This window comes from Streptomyces sp. NPDC005408 (assembly GCF_040606445.1).
GTDB lineage: Bacteria > Actinomycetota > Actinomycetes > Streptomycetales > Streptomycetaceae > Streptomyces.
This window is the reverse complement of record NZ_JBEXEX010000008.1, coordinates 104,719-125,174: the sequence shown is the minus strand read 5'-3', so window position 1 is coordinate 125,174 and position 20,456 is coordinate 104,719. Positions and strand designations below refer to the sequence as shown.

The following is a 20,456-nucleotide window of genomic DNA, read 5'->3' as shown; positions in this document are numbered from 1 at the left end:
ACCCAGAGCGAGGACCCATGCCGGAGCGCGCCGCGACCATCATCGGCGGCGGGATCGGCGGCCTCGCGGCGGCCATCGCCCTGCACCGACGGGGCTGGCGCGTCGAGGTGCTGGAACGGGCTGCAGAGTTCACTGAGATCGGCGCCGGCATCTCCCTGTGGCCGAACGCGCTGCGCGCGCTCGAGGTGCTCGGCCTGGACGGCGCCGTCCGGGCACTCGGCGCCGTCGAGGCCGCAGGCGGCGTACGCGACCGCCAGGGCCGCTGGCTGTCCCGTACGGACAATGCGGAGCTGGCGCGCCGCTTCGGCCATCCCTTGGTGGTCGTGCACCGCGCGGACCTGTTGCGGGCGCTCACCGAGGCACTGCCCGCCGACAGCCTGCGGTCGGGCAGCGAGGTGTCCGCGGTCCGCGACGACGGCCACCGCTTGGTCGTCGATCACCGTAGGGGCGAGTCCCGGCCCGACCTCGTGGTCGGTGCCGACGGGCTGCGCAGTGCGGTCCGCCGCGCCCTGTGGCCCGACGCGGCCGGCCCCCGGTACGCCGGTTACACCGCCTGGCGCACGGTCACCGAGCCCCTCGCCGGGCCGCCCTCCGAGGGTGCGGTGACCTGGGGCCGCGGGGCGAGGCTCGGTTACACGGCGCTGCCGGGCGGGCGGATGTACTGCTTCGCGACCGCGTCGCTGCCGGCGGGAACGGCCACCGGCTCGTCCGAGTACGCCGAACTGCTGCGCCGGTTCGGGTCCTGGCCGGATCCCATCCCCGCCCTGCTGGACGCCGTCCCCGCGGACGCGGTGCTCCGACACGATCTGTACGACCTTCCGCCGCTGCCCTCCTTCGTCCACGGCCGGGTCGCGCTGCTGGGCGACGCGGCCCATGCCATGACCCCCAATCTGGGTCAGGGCGCGTGCCAGGCGCTGGAGGACGCAGTCACCCTTGCCCACTGCCTCGACGGCACCCCGGACGTGGCCGCCGCGCTCCGCTCGTACGACCTGCTGCGGCGTCCGCGGACCCAGGCCATCACACGCCGCTCCGCCCGGCTCGGCGCAGTCGGCCAGCTGTCGTGGCCGCCCGCGGTGCTGCTGCGCGACACGGCCGCCCGGCTGATGCCGCCGCGGGCGCCGCTGCGTTCCATGACGTCGGTGCTCGGCTGGACCGCGCCCGGTCACCGGGTGACCGCGACGGAGAGCGAGAGCCACTGATGCCGGACTGGACTTATCACCCGCTGCGCGGCTCGGCCGCCGCCGTCTTGGGCCGGCGCCGTTCGCAGCGGACCGCACTGAGGCTGTTGGCCTCGATCGGCTCCCGTCCCGTCGGCGCGCGGCTGATCGCTCGGTCGTTCGGCCACCGCCGTCCGCCAGAGCGGCTCGCCGGCGAGATCGCCGGTGTGCCCGTTACCGTCCGCCTCGGCATATCCGTCCCGCCCTCGCTCGCCCGCGAAGCGCTACGCGCCATGCCCCCGCTCGGGGCTGGTGTCATCGAGGTGGCACCCGTCTCGGCGGCCGACGCGGAGACCGTACGCGAGGCCGCTGCCGGCCGCTCGATCCCGATGGTCGTCCGCGCTTGCGATCCGGAGGCCGAGGCCGCCCTCAGACCCCATGTCGACGGGTTCACCAGCGGCGACGACCCGCACGTAGTCCACATGTCCGACCCGTCGGTCACCGCCGCGGCCGCCGCGCTCGAAGAACCGGGCGCCGTCGTGCTCGCCCGGCCCGGGGTGCTCGTCGCGGCCGGACCCGGCTGGTTCGCACGGGTCGCCGAGGCAGTCACGCCCACCGCGCCCGCTCCGGTGCTACGGGACGTCGGTCGCGATCCCCGACGCTGGCCCGCCTGGTGGTGGGCGCTGCTCGTCGGGCTCGGTATGACGGGCGCCGGACTCGGCGCCGCGGCGATCACGCTCGGGCCGGTGCTGCTCTGGTACGACCGCGACTACCTCGGCATGACGCTGCACGACATGCATGCCGCCAATCACCACCTCGTGCACTTTCTCCAGCACGATCGGATCACCATGGCCGGCACGATGGTGGCGATCGGCGCCCTCTACACCGGCCTCGCCGTGGGCGGGATCAGACGCGGCTGGCCCTGGGCCCGCGAGGTGTACCTGCTCTCGGGGGCGATCGGCTTCCCCACCCTGTTCTACTTCCTGGCCACCGGCTTCGTGGAACCCCTGCACACGGCCACCACCATCGTGCTGTTCCCGATGTTCGTGGTCGCGGTCCGTCGGACCCCGCACGCACCGCGGTGGCGACTGGCGCCCGAGGGGCCGGAGCCGGAACGCCGACGGGCGCTGGCCGGCCAGCTGCTGCTGATCGTCTCGGGAGGGGGGCTGTTCGTCGGCGGAGCGGTGATCTCGGTGGTCGGTCTGACCGATGTCTTCGTGCCGACCGACCTGGCCTTCCTGGGCACCAGCGCGCAGACGCTGGAAATCGCGAATCCCCGGCTTGTGCCGTTCGTCGCCCACGACCGCGCGGGGTTCGGAGGCGCCCTGATGGCCGCCGCGGTGGCGATCACTCTGCTCAGCGCGTGGGGCTGGCGGCGGGGTGAGACGTGGGTGTTCTGGACCCTGGCAGCGGCGGCGGCCGCCGGCTTCCTGCCGGCTGTCGTCGTGCACGGCGCGATCCACTACACGGACTTCATCCACCTCGCGCCGGTGTACTTCGGCATCGCCCTGACCGGCACCGGCCTGCTGCTCGCGCGTCCGTATCTCTGTGCCAAAACGTCGGCGAGGCCGAAGGACTGACGGGCCGCGCCGGCTCCACCAGAAGCACACGGGCGACTCGGACGCCCCCGATGCCGAGGCGAGCGCGAACCCGCTGACGCGGCTACCGGGCAGCGGCCCCAAACAGGACTACTACCCCATCGCTGGCAATGAGATCGTCTCTCCAACTCTGCGCGACATCCGACTCCAAGTCGCCAATCTCCCCGGGGCGAAGGACAGTTACTGGAGCCCGCCCTCCAATGCCCAGGAGCGCGCCGAGTGGATCGCGGCGAACAAGGAGATCATCAAGGCGGCGGCGCTGAACTCGGGGCTGCCGCCGGACATGGTCGCCGGTATCGCCTGGCAGGAGATCGGCGGGCAGCCTGGAATCCTCGACGACCTGACCGACACCATCCGCGAACAGGCGGACTCCCCGCTGAGCCCAATCGCCCCCGAGACCCTGCCGTGGCGTCTCGCCGGCGACCCCGACAACACATCCATGGGGCCCATCGCCATCCAGGTGCGACGCGGCGCCGAGGTCCTCGGCTACGACCCCGACCACCTCACCGACCAACAACGCGGCATGGTGGAGGAGGCCATCCAGGACCGGGTGGTGCCGGCCTTGGTGTTGGGGGTTGTGGCAGGGGTGCGATGGGCGACGGGCAGTTAAAACTACTACCGCCAATTGGTACGTCACGCCTGCCCTTATGACTGTCCAGCTGTTCCTGCGAACACGCAGGTCCCGGGATGGTTACGTCGTATTGCATCTGCCAATGCCTTGCGAGCACGGCTTCCGTGTCCTCGTCGGGATCCGGCGCCACAAAGCCGCGGGGCTGAGTCGACAATCAGTGGCGGTTCGAGATCGACGACACGGGCTGTCAGTAAATCGCCAGCCACCCTGACACGGCCACCGCCTGAGCGGTGTCGGCACACAACGGTGCCGCTCCAACCGGAGGCCCTGGCGGGTTCCTTAGGGACGCCGCCAGGAGTTCCCCGTCAGCAGGAGGTGGCGATGGTCGCGCCCCGATATCCGTTCGCCCCGTGCGGACAGGCGTCCTACCCTCGGCCCATGAGCATGCCTCTCGTCGCCATCCTCAGTGGAGCCGGTGTCTCCACCGATTCCGGGATCCCTGATTATCGCGGCCCGAACGGGCTGTGGCGGCGGGATCCGGAGGCCGAGAAGCTCGTGACGTACGAGTACTACATGGGCGATCCGGAGATCCGGCGGCGGTCGTGGCAGATGCGGCGGAAGAACCGGACTCTCCACGCGGAGCCGAATGCCGCGCACCGGGCTGTGGCCGAGTTGGAGCGGTCGGAGCTGCCTGTGCGGGTGATCACGCAGAACGTGGACGGGCTGCACCAGCTCGCCGGGATGCCCGCTCGCAAGGTACTCGAACTGCACGGCACCGCACGGACCGTGGTGTGCACCAAGTGCCACGCCAAGGCACCGATGGAGGAAGCGCTCGCGCGAGTCGAGGCCGGTGAGGAGGATCCGCCGTGCCTGGAGTGCGGCGGCATCCTTAAGTCGGCCACGGTGATGTTCGGCGAGCGGCTCGACCCCGTGGTACTTGGCGAGGCGGTCGCCATCACCAAGGCATGCCAGGTCTTCATCGCCGTCGGGACCAGCCTCCAGGTCCAGCCCGCCGCCGGGCTCGCCGGTATCGCCGCCGAGCACGGGGCTCGGCTGATCATCGTCAACGCCGAGCCGACGCCGTACGACGAACTCGCGGACGAGATCGTCCGCGACCCGATCGGTACGGCGCTGCCTGCGCTGCTGGAGCGGCTCGCCCGGGCGGCGGGGCGGAGCTCCGGCTAGAACAGCGCGTCGTCGGGCGTGCCGGACTCGAACGCCAGCAGCCGCTGCTTGCGGTCGAGCCCGCCGCCGTAGCCGACGAGGCTGCCCGACGAGCCGATGACCCGGTGGCACGGGACGATGATCCCGATCGGGTTCTTGCCGTTGGCCAGACCCACCGCGCGGGATGCTCCGGCATTGCCGAGCGCCTCGGCCAGTTCGCCGTAGGTCCGAGTCTCGCCGTACGGGATCTGCCGCAGCTGCTCCCAGACGCGCTGCTGGAACTCCGTTCCGTGCAGCCGCATCGGCAGGTCGAACTCCGTCAGCTCATGGGCGAAGTACGCCTCCAGCTGGCGGATCGCCTCGCCGAAGGGAGCGGGGTCCTCCTCGCCGAAGGTCTCCTCGTCGGGCCGGTGACGCTGCTCGGTCATATAGAGGCCGCTCAGCGCTCCGTCGGTGGCGACGAGGGTCAGCGGGCCGTACGGGCTGTCGACGACCGTGTGCTGCTTGGTCATGGCTGAACTTCCTTATGCGGGGAGGCGGTTGATGGGGTGATCGTCGGTGGCCCACAGATACTGGACGGCGTACGCCCGCCAGGGCCGCCAGGCCGCGGCGCGCTCGGTGAGCGCCGCCGGGGTCGAGGGCAGACCGAGCTCGGCCGCGGCGCGCCGCATCCCGAGGTCGCCGGGCAGGAACGCGTCCGGGTCGCCCAGAGCGCGCATCGCGATCACCTCGACCGTCCAGGGGCCGAAGCCGGGCATGGCGGTCAGCTGGGCGCGGGCCTTGTCCCAGTCGCTGTCGATGCCGAGCTGCAGCGAGCCGTCGGCCAGCGCCCCGACGAGGGTCATGAAGGTGGTACGGCGGGTTCCGGGGAGGGCCAGGGTCTCCGGGTCGAGCGCCGCCAGCGCCTCGGAGGACGGGAAGAGATGCGTCAGTCCGCCCTCGACGTCCTCGATCGCCTCGCCGTGAGCCGTGACCAGGCGGCCCGCGTGGGTGCGGGCCGCGGCCGTCGAGACCTGCTGGCCGAGCACTGCCCGCACCGCGAACTCCGCCGCGTCGACGGTGCGCGGCACGCGTCGGCCGGGCGCCTTGTTGACCAGCGGGGCGAGCAGCTCGTCCGTACGCAGCTGGTCGTCCACGGCGACCGGATCGGCGTCCAGGTCGAGCATCCAGCGGCAGCGGCTGATCGCGATGGTCAGATCGCGCGGGTCGGTGAGGGAGAGCCGGCAGGCGATGTGGTCGGGCTGCGGGGTGAGAGCGACGATGCCGTGCCCGTACGGGAGGCTCAGGGTCCGCCGGTACGCCCCGTCCCGCCACTCCTCGACACCGGGGACTCCGGTGGCGGCGAGGTGCCCGAAGAGATTGCTGGGGTTGAGCGGCGCCCGGTACGGCAGCCGCAGGGAGATCACTCCGGGGGTCTGCGGGGGTGCGGTACGGCTGCGGGTTGCGCGGGCGCGCAGCTCGCTCGGGGCGAGCGCGAAGACCTCGCGGACGGTGTCGTTGAAGGTGCGGATGGAGGCGAAACCGGCCGCGAAGGCGACCTCGGCCATGGGGAGCGGGGTGGTTTCGATGAGGAGGCGCGCGGTCTGGGCGCGCTGCGCGCGGGCCAGGGCCAGCGGTCCTGCTCCCAGCTCGGCGAGGAGCTGGCGCTCGATCTGCCGGGTGGAGTAGCCGAGGCGGGCGGCAAGGCCCGGTACTCCCTCGCGGTCGACGACTCCGTCGCGGATGAGGCGCATCGCGCGTGCGACGGCGTCGGCGCGGGCGTTCCACTCCGGGGAGCCGGGGCTGGTGTCGGGGCGGCAGCGCTTGCAGGCCCGGAAACCGGCCTGCTGGCAGGCGGCGGCGCTCGGATAGAAGGTCATGTTCTCGACCTTCGGCGGCACCACCGGGCAGCTGGGGCGGCAGTAGATCCGCGTGGTCAGCACGGCCGTGAAGAACCAGCCGTCGAATCGGGCGTCCTTCGACTGGACGGCGCGTACGCAGCGCTCGGTGTCGGTGTGCATGGCTCAAGCATCCGGCACCACCACGGCCGGTGCTAGCGAGAAAACGACATCAACCTTGCGCTGCCAGGGCGGTCTCGAATTCCTTGTGCGCGTGCTCGTCGAAGAGCACGAAACGCACCTCGGTGACGGGCGCGGCGGCCGCTTCGCGGACCGTACGGACCGCGATCCGAGCGCCGTCGTCCATCGGCCAGCCGTAGATGCCGGTCGAGATGGCCGGGAAGGCGACGGTCCTGGCCCCGAGCTCCCGTGCCACGCGCAGCGATTCACGGTAACAGGAGGCCAGAAGGCCGGAACGGTCCTCCTGCCGGGACCAGACGGGGCCGACCGTGTGGATCACGTGGGCGGCGTCCAGGCGGCCCGCGGTGGTGGCGACGGCCTGTCCGGTGGACAGGCCCTTGCCGTAGTGCGAGGCGCGCAGAGCGCGGCATTCCGCGAGGATCTCGGGGCCGCCGCGGCGGTGGATGGCTCCGTCGACGCCACCGCCGCCGAGCAACGAGGAGTTGGCGGCGTTCACGATGGCATCGACATGCTGCTGGGTGATGTCTCCGCGCACGAGCGTGATCTCGACCATGGCTTCAGCCTACGCAGCTCGCGCCCTGCGCAGGCTGCGCCAGACGGCCTTCGCGGCGTGGTGGCCGGACATGCCGTGCACGCCGGGGCCGGGCGGGGTCGCGGCCGAGCAGATGAAGACCGCGGGGTGGGCGGTGGCGTAGGGGACGCGGGCGAGCTTGGGGCGGATCAGCGTCTGGAGTCCGGCGAACGCTCCACAGGCGATGTCCCCGCCGACGTAATTGGCGTTGCGCAGGGCGATGTGAGGCGGTCCGGCGATGGCGCGGGCCAGCACGAGGTCGCGGAAACCGGGCGCGAAGCGCTCCAGCTGCCGCTCGATGACCTCGGTGGCATCGCCCTCCCAGCCGGCCGGCACATGCCCGTACGCCCACAGGACATGCTTGCCGGCCGGGGCGCGGGACGGGTCGACCACACTGGGCTGGGCGGCGATCAGGAAGGGAACCTTGGGGTCACGGCCCGCGACGGCTGCGGTCAGAGCCGCGTCGATCTCACCGGCGGTGGGGCCGATGTGCACGGTCCCGGCCCTGCGGGCCTCCTTCGCGGTCCAGGGCACGGGCCCCGAGAGCGCGTAGTCGATCTTGAAAGCGGCGGCGCCGTACCGGTAGTGCTGGTACGCCTGGCCGAGGCCGGCGATCCTGGCGAGCGCGGTCGGCGAGGTGTCGAAGACATACGCGCGGGCCGGGGGCAGCTCGTCCAGCCGCTTCACCTCAGTGCCCGTGTGGATCGCTCCGCCCTGTTCACGCAGATACGAGGCGAGGGCGTCGGAAATCGCCTGCGATCCGCCCCGCGGCACCGGCCAGCCGACCTCGTGAGCGGCGAGCGCGAAGCACAGGGCGATCCCGGCGGTGGCGAACCCGCTGGTGGGGGCGATGGCGTGGGCCGCGAGCCCGGCGAACAGACCACGGGCCCGCTCACCCTCGAAACGCCGCGAGACCCAACTGGCCGGCTGCAGCGCGGTCAGCCCGAAGCGGGCCAGGCGGTACGGGTCGCGGGGCAGGCCGTCCCAGGGGGTGCGCAGGAAGTCCGCGGCGAGGGTGTCCCAGTGCCCGAGGAAGGGCGCGACGAGCCGCCGGTACGCCCCCGCGTCACCGGCCCCGAGCGACATGGCGCTCTCACCGACCGAGCGGCTCAGCACGGCCGCCGTACCGTCCGGAAAGGGGTGGGCGAGGGGCAGTTCGGGCTGCAGCCACTCCAGGCCGTGCCGGGCGAGCGGCATGGCGGCGAAGGCGGGCGAGCCGATGCCGAGCGGGTGGACTGCGGAGCAGGGGTCGTGCCGGAAGCCGGGGAGAGTGAGCTCCTCGGTCCGCGCTCCCCCGCCGACGGTGTCCATCGCCTCGTACACCGCCACCGAGAAGCCACGGCGGGCCAATTCGACAGCTGCGGTCAGCCCGTTGGGCCCCGCCCCCACGACGACGGCATCGAGCATCGACGGCACCTTCGGACTCCTTTGTCAGCCGATGGCCAAGGCCCCCAGGATATTGCGGAGCACCGACAGCGGGTGCGGCGGTAGGCTCCGCGGCGATGATTTCCCGAATCGAAGCGATGTCGCAGCAGCTCATGGCGGTGCGCGGGGTGCGCGCGGTGGCTCTGGGCGGCAGCCGCGCCCGGGGTGCGCACCGTCCGGACTCGGACTGGGATCTGGGTGTCTACTACCGGGGCCCGGTCGATGTCGAGGCGCTCGCCTACCTCGCCGGGGAGATCACGGGCACCCCGGTCGGCATCGCGGGCCCGGGCGGCTGGGGCCCCTGGGTCAACGGCGGTGCCTGGCTGTCGGTGGACGGGGTCCAGGTGGACTGGATCCTGCGGGACCTGGACCGGGTCGAAGCGGTGTGGGCGGACTGCCGGGCGGGCCGCTACGAAACGGGCATGCAGCCGGGCCACCCGCTGGGCTTCTGGTCGCCGGCGTACGCGGGCGAGGTGGCGCTGTGCCGCGTACTGGCCGACGTGGAGGGCGAGTTGACGTCCCTGCGGGCGCAGACCCAGCTCTACCCGGAGCCGCTGCGCCGCGCGCTGACCGACGCGGCGTGGGAGGCGGACTTCTCGGTCACGGCGGCGCGAAAGTCGGTGGGGACGGGGGATGTGCTGCATGTGTCGCTGTGCCTGGCCAGGGCGTTCGGCGTCCTGGTCCAGTCGCTGCACGCGGACGCGCGGGTGTGGTGCCTGAACGAGAAGGGCGCGCTGCGGACGGCGACGTCCTTGCCTGCGGCACCGGAGGACTTCGCGCCGCGGGTGTCGTCGGCGCTGCGGGGTCTGGACGCAGGAGCGGTCGACTCGGCGGCGGCGCTGGTCCGCGAGACGAGGTCACGGCTCGCCGAGCGATGACGGGTCCGCGGGGTGAGGGTCTTGCGGGTCCGTTGCGAGGGCCCGCCGCAGGGTGCGGGTTCCGGGAAGATCCCTCAGCCCCGCAACAGGTCCCGCATCCTCGCTGCCGTCCCCCCGTCCCTCGCCGCCGTGAACGGCAACGCATTCCCGCCGGTAATACGGAACGGCTCCCCCGTCACCGTCATCTGCGCCCCGCCCGCCTCCGTCACCAGGAGCAGGCCCGCCGCGTGGTCCCACGCGTTCTCCCAGGAGAAGGCCACCGCGTCCAAGTCGCCTCGAGCGACGTCCAGATACTCCAGGCCCGCCGACCCACAGGGGCGACCGTGGACGCCGGGCACGTTCAGGCCGAGCAGGGCCTGCTTCTGGTCCGGGGTCGTGTAGTCGGGGTGCGACATCGCCACCTCGAGCACCGCACCCGTCTCCGGCGAACCCGACCGTATCGGCGTGTCGTTGAGCCGCGCGCCGCCGCCCCGTATCGCGATCGCCATCTCCTCCAGGACCGGCGCGTACGTCCAGGAGGCGAGCACCTCGCCATGGTGTGCAAGGGCGACGAGCGTGCAGAATCCGGGCTCGCCGCGGACGAACTGCCGGGTGCCGTCCACCGGGTCCACGATCCAGACGGGCGCGTCGCCGTGCAGTGCCTCGTACACGGACGGGTCCGCGTGGACCGCCTCCTCGCCCACCACGACGGATCCGGGCAGCAGAGCCGTCAGCGAGGCGGTGAGGTGCTCCTCGGCATTGCGGTCGGCCGTCGTCACCAGGTCGTGCGGGCCGCTCTTCTCGACGATCTCGTGCGCGGCGAGCTGGCGGTAGCGCGGCGTGATCTCGGTGGCGGCCGCCTTGCGGACCGCCTCCTCGACTGCGGAAAGATCACCGTTCAAGAAGTCATCGATCATGTTTCCAGCAAAGCACGGGCCGCTGACATCGCGCTGTCCGCTCAGCGTCCCACTGCGTAACCCTGCATTCCCCTCGGGTTCGCCGCGGCGGACAGCACGCCGGTACGCGGGTCCCTGGCCACCGCGCAGAGCCTGCCCTCCGACCAGGCGTCACCGACAGTGACGTCATGACCGCGCCGCCGCAGCTCGGCGATCACGCCGGGGTCCGTCCGGGACTCGACCGTCACGCTGCCCGGCCGCATGCCGCGCGGATAGAACGAGCCGGGGAAGCTGTCGTTGTGCCAGTTCGGCGCGTCGATCGCCCCCTGGAGGTCCAGCCCGCCCCGCACCTGAGGGCGTAGGGCGACGGCCAGGAAGAAGTGCAGCTGCCACTGGTCCTGCTGGTCGCCGCCGGGCGTACCGAAGGCCATGACCGGTACGCCGTCACGCAGCGCGAGGGACGGGGTGAGGGTGGTGCGGGGCCTGCGGCCCGGGGTGAGGGAGTTCGGCAGTCCGGGGTCCAGCCAGGCCATCTGGAGGCGGGTGCCGAGGGGGAAGCCCAGTTCCGGCACGACCGGGTTGGACTGGAGCCAGCCGCCGCTGGGCGTGGCGGCGACCATGTTGCCCCAGCGGTCGACGATGTCGAGGTGACAGGTGTCGCCGCGGCTGGCGCCGTCCCGGGCGACGGTGGGCTCGCCGACGCCCATCGGACTGAAGCCAGGTTCACCGACCACGTCCCCGGCGTGGGCGCTGAGCCGGGGCGGGCGCCCACCGGGGCTGCCCGGCCGCAGTTCGTATGAGGCCCGCTCGCCGATGAGCGCACGACGGGAGGCGTTGTACGGCTCGGAGAGCAGCTCACCGATGGGGACTTCGGCCGCGTCCCCGTACCAGGCCTCCCGGTCCGCCATCGCCAGCTTGCAGCCCTCGATGAGCAGATGGACGTACTCGGCGGATTCGTACTCCGGCAGTTCGCCGGGCAGGAGCGCCAGTTGCTGAAGGAAGGCGGGGCCCTGGCTCCAGCCGCCCGCCTTGCACAGGGTCCAGCCGTTCCAGTCGTACGTCGCGGGCGCCTCGTAGGTCGCGGACCAGGCGGCCAGGTCCGCCGCCGTCAGCGTGCCGGTGTGGTGGGAGCCGCTGGTGTCCAGGGTGGGCCGGGCGGCCTGACGTATCAGCGCTTCGGCGATGAAGCCCTCCCGCCACACCTTCCGCGCGCCTTCGATCTCGGCCTCGCGGCCACCGCCCGACGTCTCGGCCAGCAGCCGCCGCCAGGTGGCGGCGAGCGCCCGATTACGCAGCAGCTCGCCGGGCGCCGGTGCCTTGCCGCCGGGCAGATAGATCTCGGCGGAGGAGGTCCATTCGGTCTCGAAGAGCTCTCGCACGGTCTCCACGGTCTCGCCGACCCGTTCGACGGGCGCATGCCCGTCCTCCGCGTAACCGATCGCGTAACGCAGTACCTCGGCAAGGGACTTGGTCCCGTGGTCGCGCAGCAGGACCAACCACGCGTCGAAGGCCCCGGGCACGGCGGCAGCAAGCGGTCCCGTCCCGGGCACGAGGTCGAGTCCTAGGGAGCGGTAGTGGCCGATACTCGCCCCCGCGGGCGCGGGCCCCTGCCCGCACAGCACCCGCACCTCGCCGCCCGCAGGCGCGAGGATGATCGGTACTTCGCCCGCGGGACCGCACAGATGCGGCTCGACGACATGCAGGACGAACCCGGCGGCGACTGCCGCGTCAAAGGCGTTGCCGCCGTCCTCCAGGACGGCCATCGCCGACTGCGAGGCGAGCCAGTGGGTAGAGGACACCATGCCGAAGGTGCCCTGGAGGGTGGGGCGGGTCGTGAACACGCGGGGCTCCCTCAGCGGTAGTTGATCGCGCAGCGGTAGTTGATCCGGTCAAAGGGCCAGTCGGCGGCGAGCCAGCCACGGACGGCCTCGTACAGGGGACCGTCGAGCTCCGCCCTGTCACCCCGTACCCACGAACGCACCGATGTCACGGACTCGTCGGCCCGGTCCGGATAGATGTAGACGCAGCCGACGACATCGTCCGTCCGGGCGTCGAGGACGGTGTACGTGAAACCGCGCCGCTGCTGGAAGTCCTCGGCGTGCCTGCTCAGGTCGCCGAGGTTCTCCTCGGCCCTCATCCCCGCCACCGGCGGCCAACCCCGGTCGAAACCAGGTGTGTTGCGGATGTGCTCGATGCTCGACGTCCACGCGGCGAGGTCGGCGTCATTGTGCTCGGGTCCCAGCGGCTCGAGGCGGAAAGCCCCGGCGTCGAGCTCGCGCGGCACCTCGAATTCATCGGGTACGAAGGGAATGTTCGGCATCTGTGCAGGCTAGCCGCCTACGCTTCCCGGCCATGAGCCAGTCCCCCGCCCCGTCCACCTCGGTACTCACGGCTTTCGGGGCCACCGAAGCAGCACTCCCGCTCCCGGGTGGCCAGGGCCCCACCTGGCGCTCGGGCTCGCTGGTGTTCAAGCCCGCCGCCCTGGTGCCGGAGACCGTGTGGCGCGCGGGTGTGCTGCACCACCTTCCGGAGGACCCCGGTTTCCGGGTGGCGCGCCCCGTCCCGGCGGCCGACGGGGGCTGGGCCGCGCACGGCTGGGAGGCCTGGCGGCTGACCGGCGGATCCACCGACCCGCACCGCGCCGACGACGTCATCAGGGCGGGCGAGGCATTTCACGCGGCCGTCGAGGACCTGCCCAGGCCGCGTTTCCTCGGAGTGCGCGACAACCCCTGGTCGCGAGCGGACCGGCTGGCCTGGCAGGAGACCGACGAGGCCCCCGATTTCCCGCTGCTCAAACCGCTGTTGGCGGCCCGCCGTCCGGTCGAGGCTCCTGCCCAGGTCGTCCACGGCGATCTGCTGGGCAACGTCCTCTTCGAGCCCGGCCTGCCTCCCGCGATCATCGACTGGCCGCCGTACTGGCGCCCGGCGGCCTGGGCCTCGGCGGTCGTCGCCGTCGACGCGCTGTGCTGGTACGCGGCCGATCCCGCACTGCTGGAGCGCTGGTCGTATCTGCCCGACTGGCGTCAACTCCTCGTCCGCGCCCTGATCTTCCGTATCGCGACGCACAAGTCCCTGGACGACGCGGCGGAGAGCGAGTATCGCCCGGTTGTGGACCTCGTTCTGGACGTCCGCTGACCGGTCCTCATATCGCGCCGGAGTGCGATTTGCCCTGTTCACCCCTGGTGTGCGGCAGGCCGATCCGGAGGTTGCAGGATGCATGGCGAGTACAAGGTCCCGGGCGGAAAGCTCATTGTCGTCGACCTCGACGCGCGGGACGGAGTGCGGACAGGGCCTAGCGCCCCGCGTCCTGCCCCACCGCTCCCCGCGCGAGCAGCAGCAGCGAGTCGACCAGGTCGTCCGCCGTGCTGCCGGTGGCGAGGCGGCGCAGCTGAAGGCCCATCACCAGTGCGACCGTCGTGGCCGCGAGGCGTTCGGCGTCCGGGACGCCGAGGCCCGTGAGGATCTGCGCCGCGAGCCGGTCGTACGCCGCGAAGGCCTCGGCCGCGGCCTCCCGCAGCCGCTCGTCGCGTCCGGCCTCGACGTACAGCTCGAAGGGCGCGATGTGCTCGCTGTCGAACGCGGTGCCGCCCGCCACCTGGCCCGCAAGCGCGGCGGCGCCGTCGATGTCGACGCCGTCGCTCTGGCACTGGTCGGCGAGTTCGGTGAAGCGGCGGGTCTCCTCGCGCACGAAGTGCAGCAGGCTCTCGCGCAGCAGGTCGTGCTGGGTCTCGAAGTGGTACGTGACCGAGCCGAGCGAGACACCGGCCTCCTTGGCGATCCGCCGGTTGGTGACCGCCGCGACTCCGTCCTTGCCGATGATGTGCAGGACGGCGGCGATGATGCGCTGTCGGGTGGGGGCGGAGCGGGCGGGGCTGGACATGACGGTCATTGTTCCACCGGTACGCTCCCGGGGATCAGCGGGGCGGGCGGCCGCTTCTCGTACCAGCGCCGGTCGGCTTCGAGTTGGGCGGCGAGTGAGATCAGCCGCTCCTCGCTTCCGGCCGGGCCGAGGAGCTGCGCACCGACGGGCAGTCCGTCGGTCGTGAGACCGGCCGGGACGTTGACGCCGGGCCAGCCGAGGACGTTCCAGGGCCAGGCGTACGGGCAGGCGGCGGCCATGGTGGCGTCGGTGCGCCAGGCGCTCAGGCCGTCGAAGGTGCCGATGCGCGGGGGCGGGGCGGCGGTCGTGGGGGTGAGGACGACGTCGTACGAGTCGAAGATCGCGCCGATCCGCCGGTGCTGGCTGGCCTCGCGGGCGCGGGCGGCGCGCACGACACGGCCGCCGAGTGTCCGGCCGTGCCGCATGGCGGCGCGGGTGCGCGGGTCGAGGAGCGCGGGGTCGGGGTGCAGGGCGGCGACCTCCGCGATGCCCGTGGTGGCGCGCGGTACGAAGGCGAGGCCGATCAGCCCGTAGCGCGGCCGGGCCTCCTCGACGTGATGGCCGAGTCCGGCGAGTGCTTCGGCGAGTGCGGTGACGGCACGGCGTACTTCGGGGTGCGGTGTGGTGCGGGTGAGGGTGAGCGGGGGCCGCCAGGCCAGGGCGATACGCAGCCGGCCGGGGTCGCGCCGGGCGGCGGCCGAGGCGTCGATCGCGTCGGGGCGGTGGAGGTCCTCGGCGTGCGGGCCCTGCACCACGTCGAGCAGCAGGGCCGCGTCGGCGACGGTGCGGGCGAGCGGGCCGTTGACGGCGAGGCCCTGGAAGGCGTCGGCGTAGGGGTACAGGGAGACGCGTCCGCGCTGCGGTTTGATGCCGACGAGATGGGACCAGGCGGCCGGGATACGGACCGAGCCCGCGCCGTCGGAGCCGAGGGCGGCGGGCACGAGCCCCGCGGCGACGGCTGCCGCCGAGCCGCCGGAGGAGCCGCCCGGGGTGTGGTCGGTGGACCAGGGGTTGCGGGTGGCACCGAAGGCGGGGCCCTCGGTGAACGGCCACTGGCCGAGTTCGCAGGAGTTGGTCTTGCCGACGATCACGGCACCGGCCGCACGGAGTCGGCGTACCGCCTCGCCGTCCCGCTCGGCCGGGGCGAGTTCGCCGGAGCAGCCGAAGAGCGTCGGAAGACCGGCCACATCGGTGTCGTCCTTGACCGCGACGGGCACGCCGAGCAGCGGCAGCCGCTCCCCCGCGGCCAGTCGCCGGTCCGCGTCCCTGGCTTCGTCGACGGCCCGCTCGCCGCGTGTCCAGCGGAAGGCGTTGATGGTGGACTGGCTGGCCTCGATGCGCTTGAGCGCGTTCGTCACCAGCTCCTCGGACGAGGCCTGACCGTCGCTCAATACCCGTACGTGCTCCGCCAGTCCGCCGAATTCGTCTGTGGACACGACCGCCCCGCCTCCCTATTGTTCGTTCGAACGAACAGAACTGGAGGGTAACCAGATGCGCATCAGCGGAGCAACCGTTCTGCTCACCGGAGTCACCGGCGGCATCGGCGGCGCACTCGCCGCCGAACTGTCCGCCCAGGGAGCGAAGTTGGTACTGACCGGCCGCCGCCGCGAGGCGCTGGAGCCGCTCGCCGACCGCTATGGGGCGCGCACGATCCTCGCCGACCTCGCGGACGACGACGATGTACGACGGCTCGCGGACGAGGCCGCCGGTACGGACATACTGATCGCCAACGCCGCGCTGCCCTCCAGCGGTGATCTGCTGGACTACACGCCGGAGCAGATCGACCGCGCCTTCGCGGTCAACTTCCGTGCTCCCGCGGTGCTGGCGCGGCTGCTCGCCCCCGCCATGGTCGAGGCAGGACGGGGCCACATAGCCTTCGTCGGCTCGCTCTCCGGCAAGGCTGCGACCAAGTCCTCGTCCCTCTACAGCGGGACCAAGTTCGGGCTGCGCGGCTTCTCGCTCGCCCTGCGCCAGGATCTGCACGGCACGGGTGTCGGCGTCTCGATCGTCCAGCCCGGTTTCGTACGGGACCTGGGAATGTTCGCGGCCACCGGCTCGGGGACACCCGCCGGGGTCCGTACGGTTTCGCCTCGGCAGGTCGTGAACGGCGTGGTGCGGGCCGTGGAGCGCAATGTCGCCGAAATCAATGTCGCACCCGTGGAGTTGAGGATTCTCAGCGCCATCGCCGGCCAGTTCCCCGGCTTCGCCGAGCGGGTGCAGCGGCGGTCGGGGGCCGAGCCCACGGTCCGCAAGATCGTGGAGGCGCAGCGGCCGAGCCGCTGAGTCACCGAGTGGCGCGAGCGCACCGACAAGCGCGCTCGCGCCACTGCTGAGTCGTTCAGTTTGAGCTGAGCCGGGCCCGCTCCGGCAGCATCAGCACCACGTAGAGCACCAGCGCCGCCCCGAGCCCCACCGCCCAGCCGTAGTCGGCGAGCGGCTTCAGGAAGGGGATCAGACCGTCCTCGGGGAAGGGCCCCTTGCCCGGCGCCGAGTGCGATCCGCCCACGGCCAGCACACCGCCGACCGCGAACGCCGCCACCGCGCGCGGATTCCAGCCGGAGACGTACCAGTAGCGGCCGCCCGGGGTGTAGAGCCCGGCCAGGTCGAGGACGGTACGGCGGACGACCCAGTAGTCCGCGATGAGGATGCCCGCGACCGTACCGAGCAGCCCGCCGACCAGACCGAGCCAGGTGAAGATGTAGAGCTCGGGTGTCTCGGTGAGCTTCCACGGCATGATCAGCACCCCGACGACGCCGGTGATGAGCGCTCCGGTACGGAAGTTGATGATCTTCGGTGCGAGGTTCGCCAGGTCGTACGCGGGTGAGACGACGTTCGCCGCGATGTTCACCGAGATCGTCGCGATCAGCACGGTCACCAGGGCGAAGAGCAGTCCGAAGACACTGTCGGTCTTGGCGGCGAGCTGGACGGGGTCCCAGACGGCAGCTCCGTACACCGCCTGCGAGCCGGAGGTGACAAAGACCGACAGCAGGGCGAAGAGCGTCATGGTCGTCGGCAGCCCGAGCGACTGCCCCCAGATCTGGGCCCGTTGACCGGCTCCGAAGCGTGTGAAGTCCGGGATGTTCAGGGAGAGAGTCGACCAGAAGGCGATCATCCCCATCAGGGAGGGGAAGAAGACGGGCCAGAAGTCCGCGCCCCAGCCCAGCTTCGAGGGCTGGTCGAGCAGCGGGCCGAGTCCGCCCGCCTTGGTGGCGATCCACACCAGCAGTACCAGCGCGCCGACGATGACGAAGGGCGCCGCCCAGTTCTCGAACCGCCGCAGTGTCTCCATCCCGCGGTAGATGATGGCCAGTTCGAGCACCCAGAAGAGCACGAAGCACACCCACAGCGTCCACGGCTGACCGCCGACCTCGGCGGCCTCGGCCCAGCCGCCGAAGATCGTGCCGAGCAGGACGAAGATGCCCTGGCCGCCGATCCAGGTCTGGATGCCGAACCAGGCGCAGGCCACGCCCGCCCGGATCAGCGCCGGCAGATTCGCGCCGCGCAGCCCGAAGGAGGCCCGCGCGAGGACGGGGAAGGGGATCCCGTACTTGGGTCCTGCGTGTCCGGTCAGCAGCATCGGGAACAGCACGATCAGATTGGCGAGGGCGATGGTGAACACCGCCTGCTTCCAGTCCATTCCGAGCGTGACCAGGCCGGAGGCGAGCAGCCAGGACGGGATGTTGTGCGCCATGCCGACCCACAGGGCGGCGAAGTTGTAGGTCGTCCAGCGGCGCTGCGCGACCGGTACGGGCAGCAGGTCGTCGTTGACGAAGCGGTTGTCGGAGGGGGCCGCGCCGGGCGCCAGCTCGACGCGGCCGGCCTGGTCGGATATGGGTCCATCGGACGGTGGGGGCGGTACGGTCGCGGTCATGGCGGCTGGCCCTTCAGCAGTCTTCAGCGGTTGAGTGCCGGGATGATCTCGGAGCCGTACGCGTCGATGGTTGCTTCCTTCGCGTCGTGCATGTTGTAGACGGCGAACTGGTCCACGCCCAGTTCGCGCAGCGCCTTCAGCTTCTCGATGTGCGCATCGGCCGGGCCGAGCAGACAGAAACGGTCGACGATCTCGTCCGGGACGAAGTCCGCGGACGGATTCCCCGTGCGGCCGTGGTGGCTGTAGTCGTAGCCCTCGCGCGCCTTGATGTACGAGGTGAGGGCCTCGGGCACCAGGCCGGAGTGCTCGCCGTAGCGGGACACCAGATCGGCGACGTGGTTGCCGACCATCCCGCCGAACCAGCGGCACTGCTCGCGGGCGTGCGCCAGGTCGTCGCCGACATACGCGGGCGCGGCGACGCAGATGGTGACGGAGTCGGGATCGCGTCCGGTATCGGACGCGGCGGTGCGTACGGCCGTGACCATCGATGCGGTCAGATACGGGTCGGCGAGCTGGAGGATGAACCCGTCGGCCTTCTGGCCCGCGAGCGCCAGTGCCTTGGGCCCGTACGCCGCCATCCACACCGGCAGCTTTCCGCCACGCACCCACGGCAGCCGCAGCGGCTGCCCGTCGACCTCGGCCTCCCGGCCCTCGGCGAGGTCGCGGATGACGCCGATCGCCTCCCCCAGCCGGGCCAGGGTGTTGGGCTTGCGGCCCGCGACACGCATCGCGGAGTCGCCTCGCCCGATGCCGCACACCGTGCGGTTGCCGAACATGTCGTTGAGCGTCGCGAACGTGGAGGCGGTGACCTCCCAGGTCCTGGTGCCCGGGTTGGTCACCATGGGGCCGACGGTGAGCCTCTCGGTGTGTTCGAGGATCTGGCTGTAGATGACGAAGGGCTCCTGCCAGAGCACCGCCGAGTCGAAGGTCCAGCCGTAGCGGAAGCCGTTGCGTTCCGCGCGCCGCATGAGCGAGACGACGGCCGAGGCCGGCGGGTCGGTCTGCAGGACGAGTCCGAAGTCCATGACGTGGAGCTCCTAGTTCAGGTACTGACAGGTGCCACGGGGGGTGTACTGGCCGTGCCCTGCCCGGCCGGTGAACTGCCGCTGGTCGATGACGACTTCGCCGCGCGAGAGCACGGTCTCCACCTGCCCGGTGATCCGCTTTCCCTCGTACGCGGAGTAGTCGACGTTCATGTGGTGGGTCTCGACCGAGAGGGTCTGTTCGGCGTGCGGGTCGTAGATGACGACATCGCCGTCGGCGCCGGGGGCGATGGTGCCCTTCTTGGGGTAGAGGCCGAACATCCGGGCCGGAGTGGCGCAGGCGATCTCGATCCAGCGGCGGCGGGTGATGTGCCCGTCGAGGACCGCCTGGTGCAGCAGGTCCATCCGGTTCTCCACCCCAGGCAGCCCGTTGGGGATCTTGGAGAAGTCGCCGCGGCCAAGCTCCTTCTGCCCGGTGAAGCAGAAGGGGCAGTGGTCGGTGGAGACCACCTGGAGGTCGTTGGTCCGCAGGCCCCGCCAGAGTGCGGCCTGATGTTCCTTGGGCCGCAGGGGAGTTGAGCACACGTACTTCGCGCCTTCGAAGTCCGGCTCGGCGAGATTGTCGGTGGACAGGAAGAGGTACTGCGGGCAGGTCTCGCCGAAGACATTGAGACCCTTGTCGCGGGCGGCGACGAGCTCGGCGACGGCTTCGTCGGCCGACACATGGACGACGTAGAGCGGGGCGCCGGCGACGCGGGCGAGCTGGATCGCGCGGTGGGTGGCCTCCGCCTCCAGCACGACCTTGCGCACCTCGCCGTGGTAGCGCGGGTCGGTGCGGCCTTCGGCGAGCGCCTGTTCCACCAGGACGTCGATGGCGATGCCGTTCTCGGCGTGCATCATGATCAGCCCGCCGTTGGTGGCGGAGCGCTGCATGGCCCGCAGGATCTGCCCGTCGTCGCTGTAGAAGACGCCGGGGTAGGCCATGAAGAGCTTGAAGGACGTGATGCCCTCCGCCACCAGGTGATCCATCTCTTTCAGCGACGACTCATTGACGTCGGAGAGGATCATGTGGAAGCCGTAGTCGATGGCGCATTTGCCGTCGGCCTTGGCGTACCAGGCGTCGAGTCCTTCGCGCACGGCGTGGCCGACCGACTGCACCGCGAAGTCGACGATGGTGGTGGTGCCGCCCCAGGCCGCGGCCTGAGTGCCGGTCTCGAAGGTGTCGGAGGCGAAGGTCCCGCCGAACGGCAGCTCCATATGCGTATGCGCGTCGACGCCGCCCGGGATGACGTACTTGTTGGTCGCGTCGATGGTGCGGTCTGCGGTCCAGCCCTCGGCGACCGCGGAGCCGTGCGAGGCGAGAGCGGCGATCCGGCCGTCCTCGATCAGTACGTCGGCGTGGATCTCGTCCGCGGCGGTGATGACCAGGCCGCCGCGGATCAGGGTGCGGGTGCTGCTCATGGTG

The 20,456-nt window shown here is 71.5% G+C and carries 19 protein-coding genes; 7 read left to right on the top strand and 12 right to left on the bottom strand.

Annotated features, from left to right (window positions below; genetic code table 11):
- The first annotated feature begins 17 nt into the window (after positions 1 to 17).
- From ABZS64_RS11080 to ABZS64_RS11065, 4 genes are all read left to right on the top strand, one after another.
- Positions 18 to 1,199 carry an FAD-dependent monooxygenase gene (locus tag ABZS64_RS11080; protein WP_355826356.1) on the top strand — a complete coding sequence of 394 codons (1,182 nt, stop codon included), beginning with the start codon at positions 18 to 20 and terminating at the stop codon, positions 1,197 to 1,199.
- Positions 1,199 to 2,737, top strand: a complete 1,539-nt coding sequence (locus tag ABZS64_RS11075; protein WP_355826353.1) for a hypothetical protein — start codon at positions 1,199 to 1,201, stop codon at positions 2,735 to 2,737. The genes ABZS64_RS11080 and ABZS64_RS11075 overlap by 1 nt, the downstream gene beginning before the upstream one ends.
- Positions 2,706 to 3,365 (top strand): hypothetical protein, encoded by a 660-nt coding sequence (locus tag ABZS64_RS11070; RefSeq protein ID WP_355826351.1) that lies wholly within the window; start codon positions 2,706 to 2,708, stop codon positions 3,363 to 3,365. The genes ABZS64_RS11075 and ABZS64_RS11070 overlap by 32 nt, the downstream gene beginning before the upstream one ends.
- A 399-nt stretch (positions 3,366 to 3,764) precedes the next feature.
- A complete protein-coding gene (locus ABZS64_RS11065) occupies positions 3,765 to 4,511 on the top strand; it encodes a Sir2 family NAD-dependent protein deacetylase (RefSeq protein WP_355826349.1) in 747 nt (248 codons plus the stop codon).
- Here ABZS64_RS11065 and ABZS64_RS11060 read toward each other — a convergent pair.
- From ABZS64_RS11060 to ABZS64_RS11045, 4 genes are read right to left on the bottom strand one after another with little or no spacing between them, the layout of a single operon-like run.
- On the bottom strand, positions 4,508 to 5,002 hold the full coding sequence (locus ABZS64_RS11060) for a methylated-DNA--[protein]-cysteine S-methyltransferase (RefSeq protein WP_355826346.1): 495 nt from the start codon (positions 5,000 to 5,002) through the stop codon (positions 4,508 to 4,510). The genes ABZS64_RS11065 and ABZS64_RS11060 overlap by 4 nt on opposite strands.
- 12 nt (positions 5,003 to 5,014) lie before the next feature.
- Positions 5,015 to 6,490 carry an AlkA N-terminal domain-containing protein gene (locus tag ABZS64_RS11055; protein ID WP_355826343.1) on the bottom strand — a complete coding sequence of 492 codons (1,476 nt, stop codon included), beginning with the start codon at positions 6,488 to 6,490 and terminating at the stop codon, positions 5,015 to 5,017.
- Positions 6,491 to 6,539: 49 nt separating this feature from the next.
- Positions 6,540 to 7,061: an O-acetyl-ADP-ribose deacetylase gene (locus ABZS64_RS11050; protein WP_355826340.1), complete on the bottom strand. Its 522-nt coding sequence runs from the start codon at positions 7,059 to 7,061 to the stop codon at positions 6,540 to 6,542.
- A gap of 9 nt (positions 7,062 to 7,070) precedes the next feature.
- The gene (locus ABZS64_RS11045) at positions 7,071 to 8,495 is read right to left on the bottom strand and encodes an NAD(P)/FAD-dependent oxidoreductase (protein WP_355826337.1); all 1,425 of its coding nucleotides are present in this window, start codon (positions 8,493 to 8,495) and stop codon (positions 7,071 to 7,073) included.
- Between the two features lie 86 nt (positions 8,496 to 8,581).
- Between ABZS64_RS11045 and ABZS64_RS11040 the strand changes: the two genes are divergently transcribed.
- Entirely contained in the window at positions 8,582 to 9,382 is an 801-nt protein-coding gene (locus ABZS64_RS11040) for a nucleotidyltransferase domain-containing protein (RefSeq protein ID WP_355826334.1), read from the top strand.
- Positions 9,383 to 9,456: 74 nt separating this feature from the next.
- Here the strand turns inward: ABZS64_RS11040 and ABZS64_RS11035 are convergent, their stop codons facing one another.
- The 3 genes from ABZS64_RS11035 to ABZS64_RS11025 are packed head-to-tail and all read right to left on the bottom strand — an operon-like array spanning position 9,457 to position 12,577.
- Positions 9,457 to 10,278 (bottom strand): inositol monophosphatase family protein, encoded by an 822-nt coding sequence (locus ABZS64_RS11035; protein ID WP_355826331.1) that lies wholly within the window; start codon positions 10,276 to 10,278, stop codon positions 9,457 to 9,459.
- A 41-nt stretch (positions 10,279 to 10,319) separates the two neighbouring features.
- Positions 10,320 to 12,098 (bottom strand): gamma-glutamyltransferase, encoded by a 1,779-nt coding sequence (locus ABZS64_RS11030; protein ID WP_355826328.1) that lies wholly within the window; start codon positions 12,096 to 12,098, stop codon positions 10,320 to 10,322.
- Positions 12,099 to 12,109: 11 nt separating this feature from the next.
- The gene (locus tag ABZS64_RS11025; RefSeq protein WP_355826325.1) at positions 12,110 to 12,577 is read right to left on the bottom strand and encodes an N-acetyltransferase; all 468 of its coding nucleotides are present in this window, start codon (positions 12,575 to 12,577) and stop codon (positions 12,110 to 12,112) included.
- A 32-nt stretch (positions 12,578 to 12,609) separates the two neighbouring features.
- On the opposite strand from ABZS64_RS11025, the gene ABZS64_RS11020 reads away from it, so the two are divergent.
- Complete coding sequence (locus tag ABZS64_RS11020) at positions 12,610 to 13,392, top strand: TIGR02569 family protein (RefSeq protein WP_355826322.1); 783 nt, start codon at positions 12,610 to 12,612, stop codon at positions 13,390 to 13,392.
- Positions 13,393 to 13,549: 157 nt separating this feature from the next.
- On the opposite strand, the gene ABZS64_RS11015 is transcribed toward ABZS64_RS11020, so the two are convergent.
- Together ABZS64_RS11015 and ABZS64_RS11010 are read right to left on the bottom strand one after the other, a co-directional pair.
- Positions 13,550 to 14,137 (bottom strand): TetR family transcriptional regulator, encoded by a 588-nt coding sequence (locus ABZS64_RS11015; protein ID WP_355826319.1) that lies wholly within the window; start codon positions 14,135 to 14,137, stop codon positions 13,550 to 13,552.
- Positions 14,138 to 14,142: 5 nt separating this feature from the next.
- Complete coding sequence (locus ABZS64_RS11010) at positions 14,143 to 15,573, bottom strand: amidase (protein WP_355826316.1); 1,431 nt, start codon at positions 15,571 to 15,573, stop codon at positions 14,143 to 14,145.
- 55 nt (positions 15,574 to 15,628) lie between these two features.
- Between ABZS64_RS11010 and ABZS64_RS11005 the strand changes: the two genes are divergently transcribed.
- Positions 15,629 to 16,420: an SDR family NAD(P)-dependent oxidoreductase gene (locus ABZS64_RS11005; RefSeq protein ID WP_355826314.1), complete on the top strand. Its 792-nt coding sequence runs from the start codon at positions 15,629 to 15,631 to the stop codon at positions 16,418 to 16,420.
- Positions 16,421 to 16,475: 55 nt separating this feature from the next.
- Here ABZS64_RS11005 and ABZS64_RS11000 read toward each other — a convergent pair whose 3' ends face one another.
- Genes ABZS64_RS11000 through hydA form a run of 3 tightly spaced genes read right to left on the bottom strand, consistent with a single transcriptional unit; the run spans position 16,476 to position 20,452 of the window.
- A complete protein-coding gene (locus ABZS64_RS11000) occupies positions 16,476 to 18,008 on the bottom strand; it encodes an NCS1 family nucleobase:cation symporter-1 (RefSeq protein ID WP_355826311.1) in 1,533 nt (510 codons plus the stop codon).
- Between the two features lie 23 nt (positions 18,009 to 18,031).
- Complete coding sequence (locus tag ABZS64_RS10995) at positions 18,032 to 19,033, bottom strand: TIGR03842 family LLM class F420-dependent oxidoreductase (RefSeq protein WP_355826308.1); 1,002 nt, start codon at positions 19,031 to 19,033, stop codon at positions 18,032 to 18,034.
- Between the two features lie 12 nt (positions 19,034 to 19,045).
- The gene (hydA, locus tag ABZS64_RS10990; protein WP_355826306.1) at positions 19,046 to 20,452 is read right to left on the bottom strand and encodes a dihydropyrimidinase; all 1,407 of its coding nucleotides are present in this window, start codon (positions 20,450 to 20,452) and stop codon (positions 19,046 to 19,048) included.
- Positions 20,453 to 20,456: the final 4 nt, after the last annotated feature.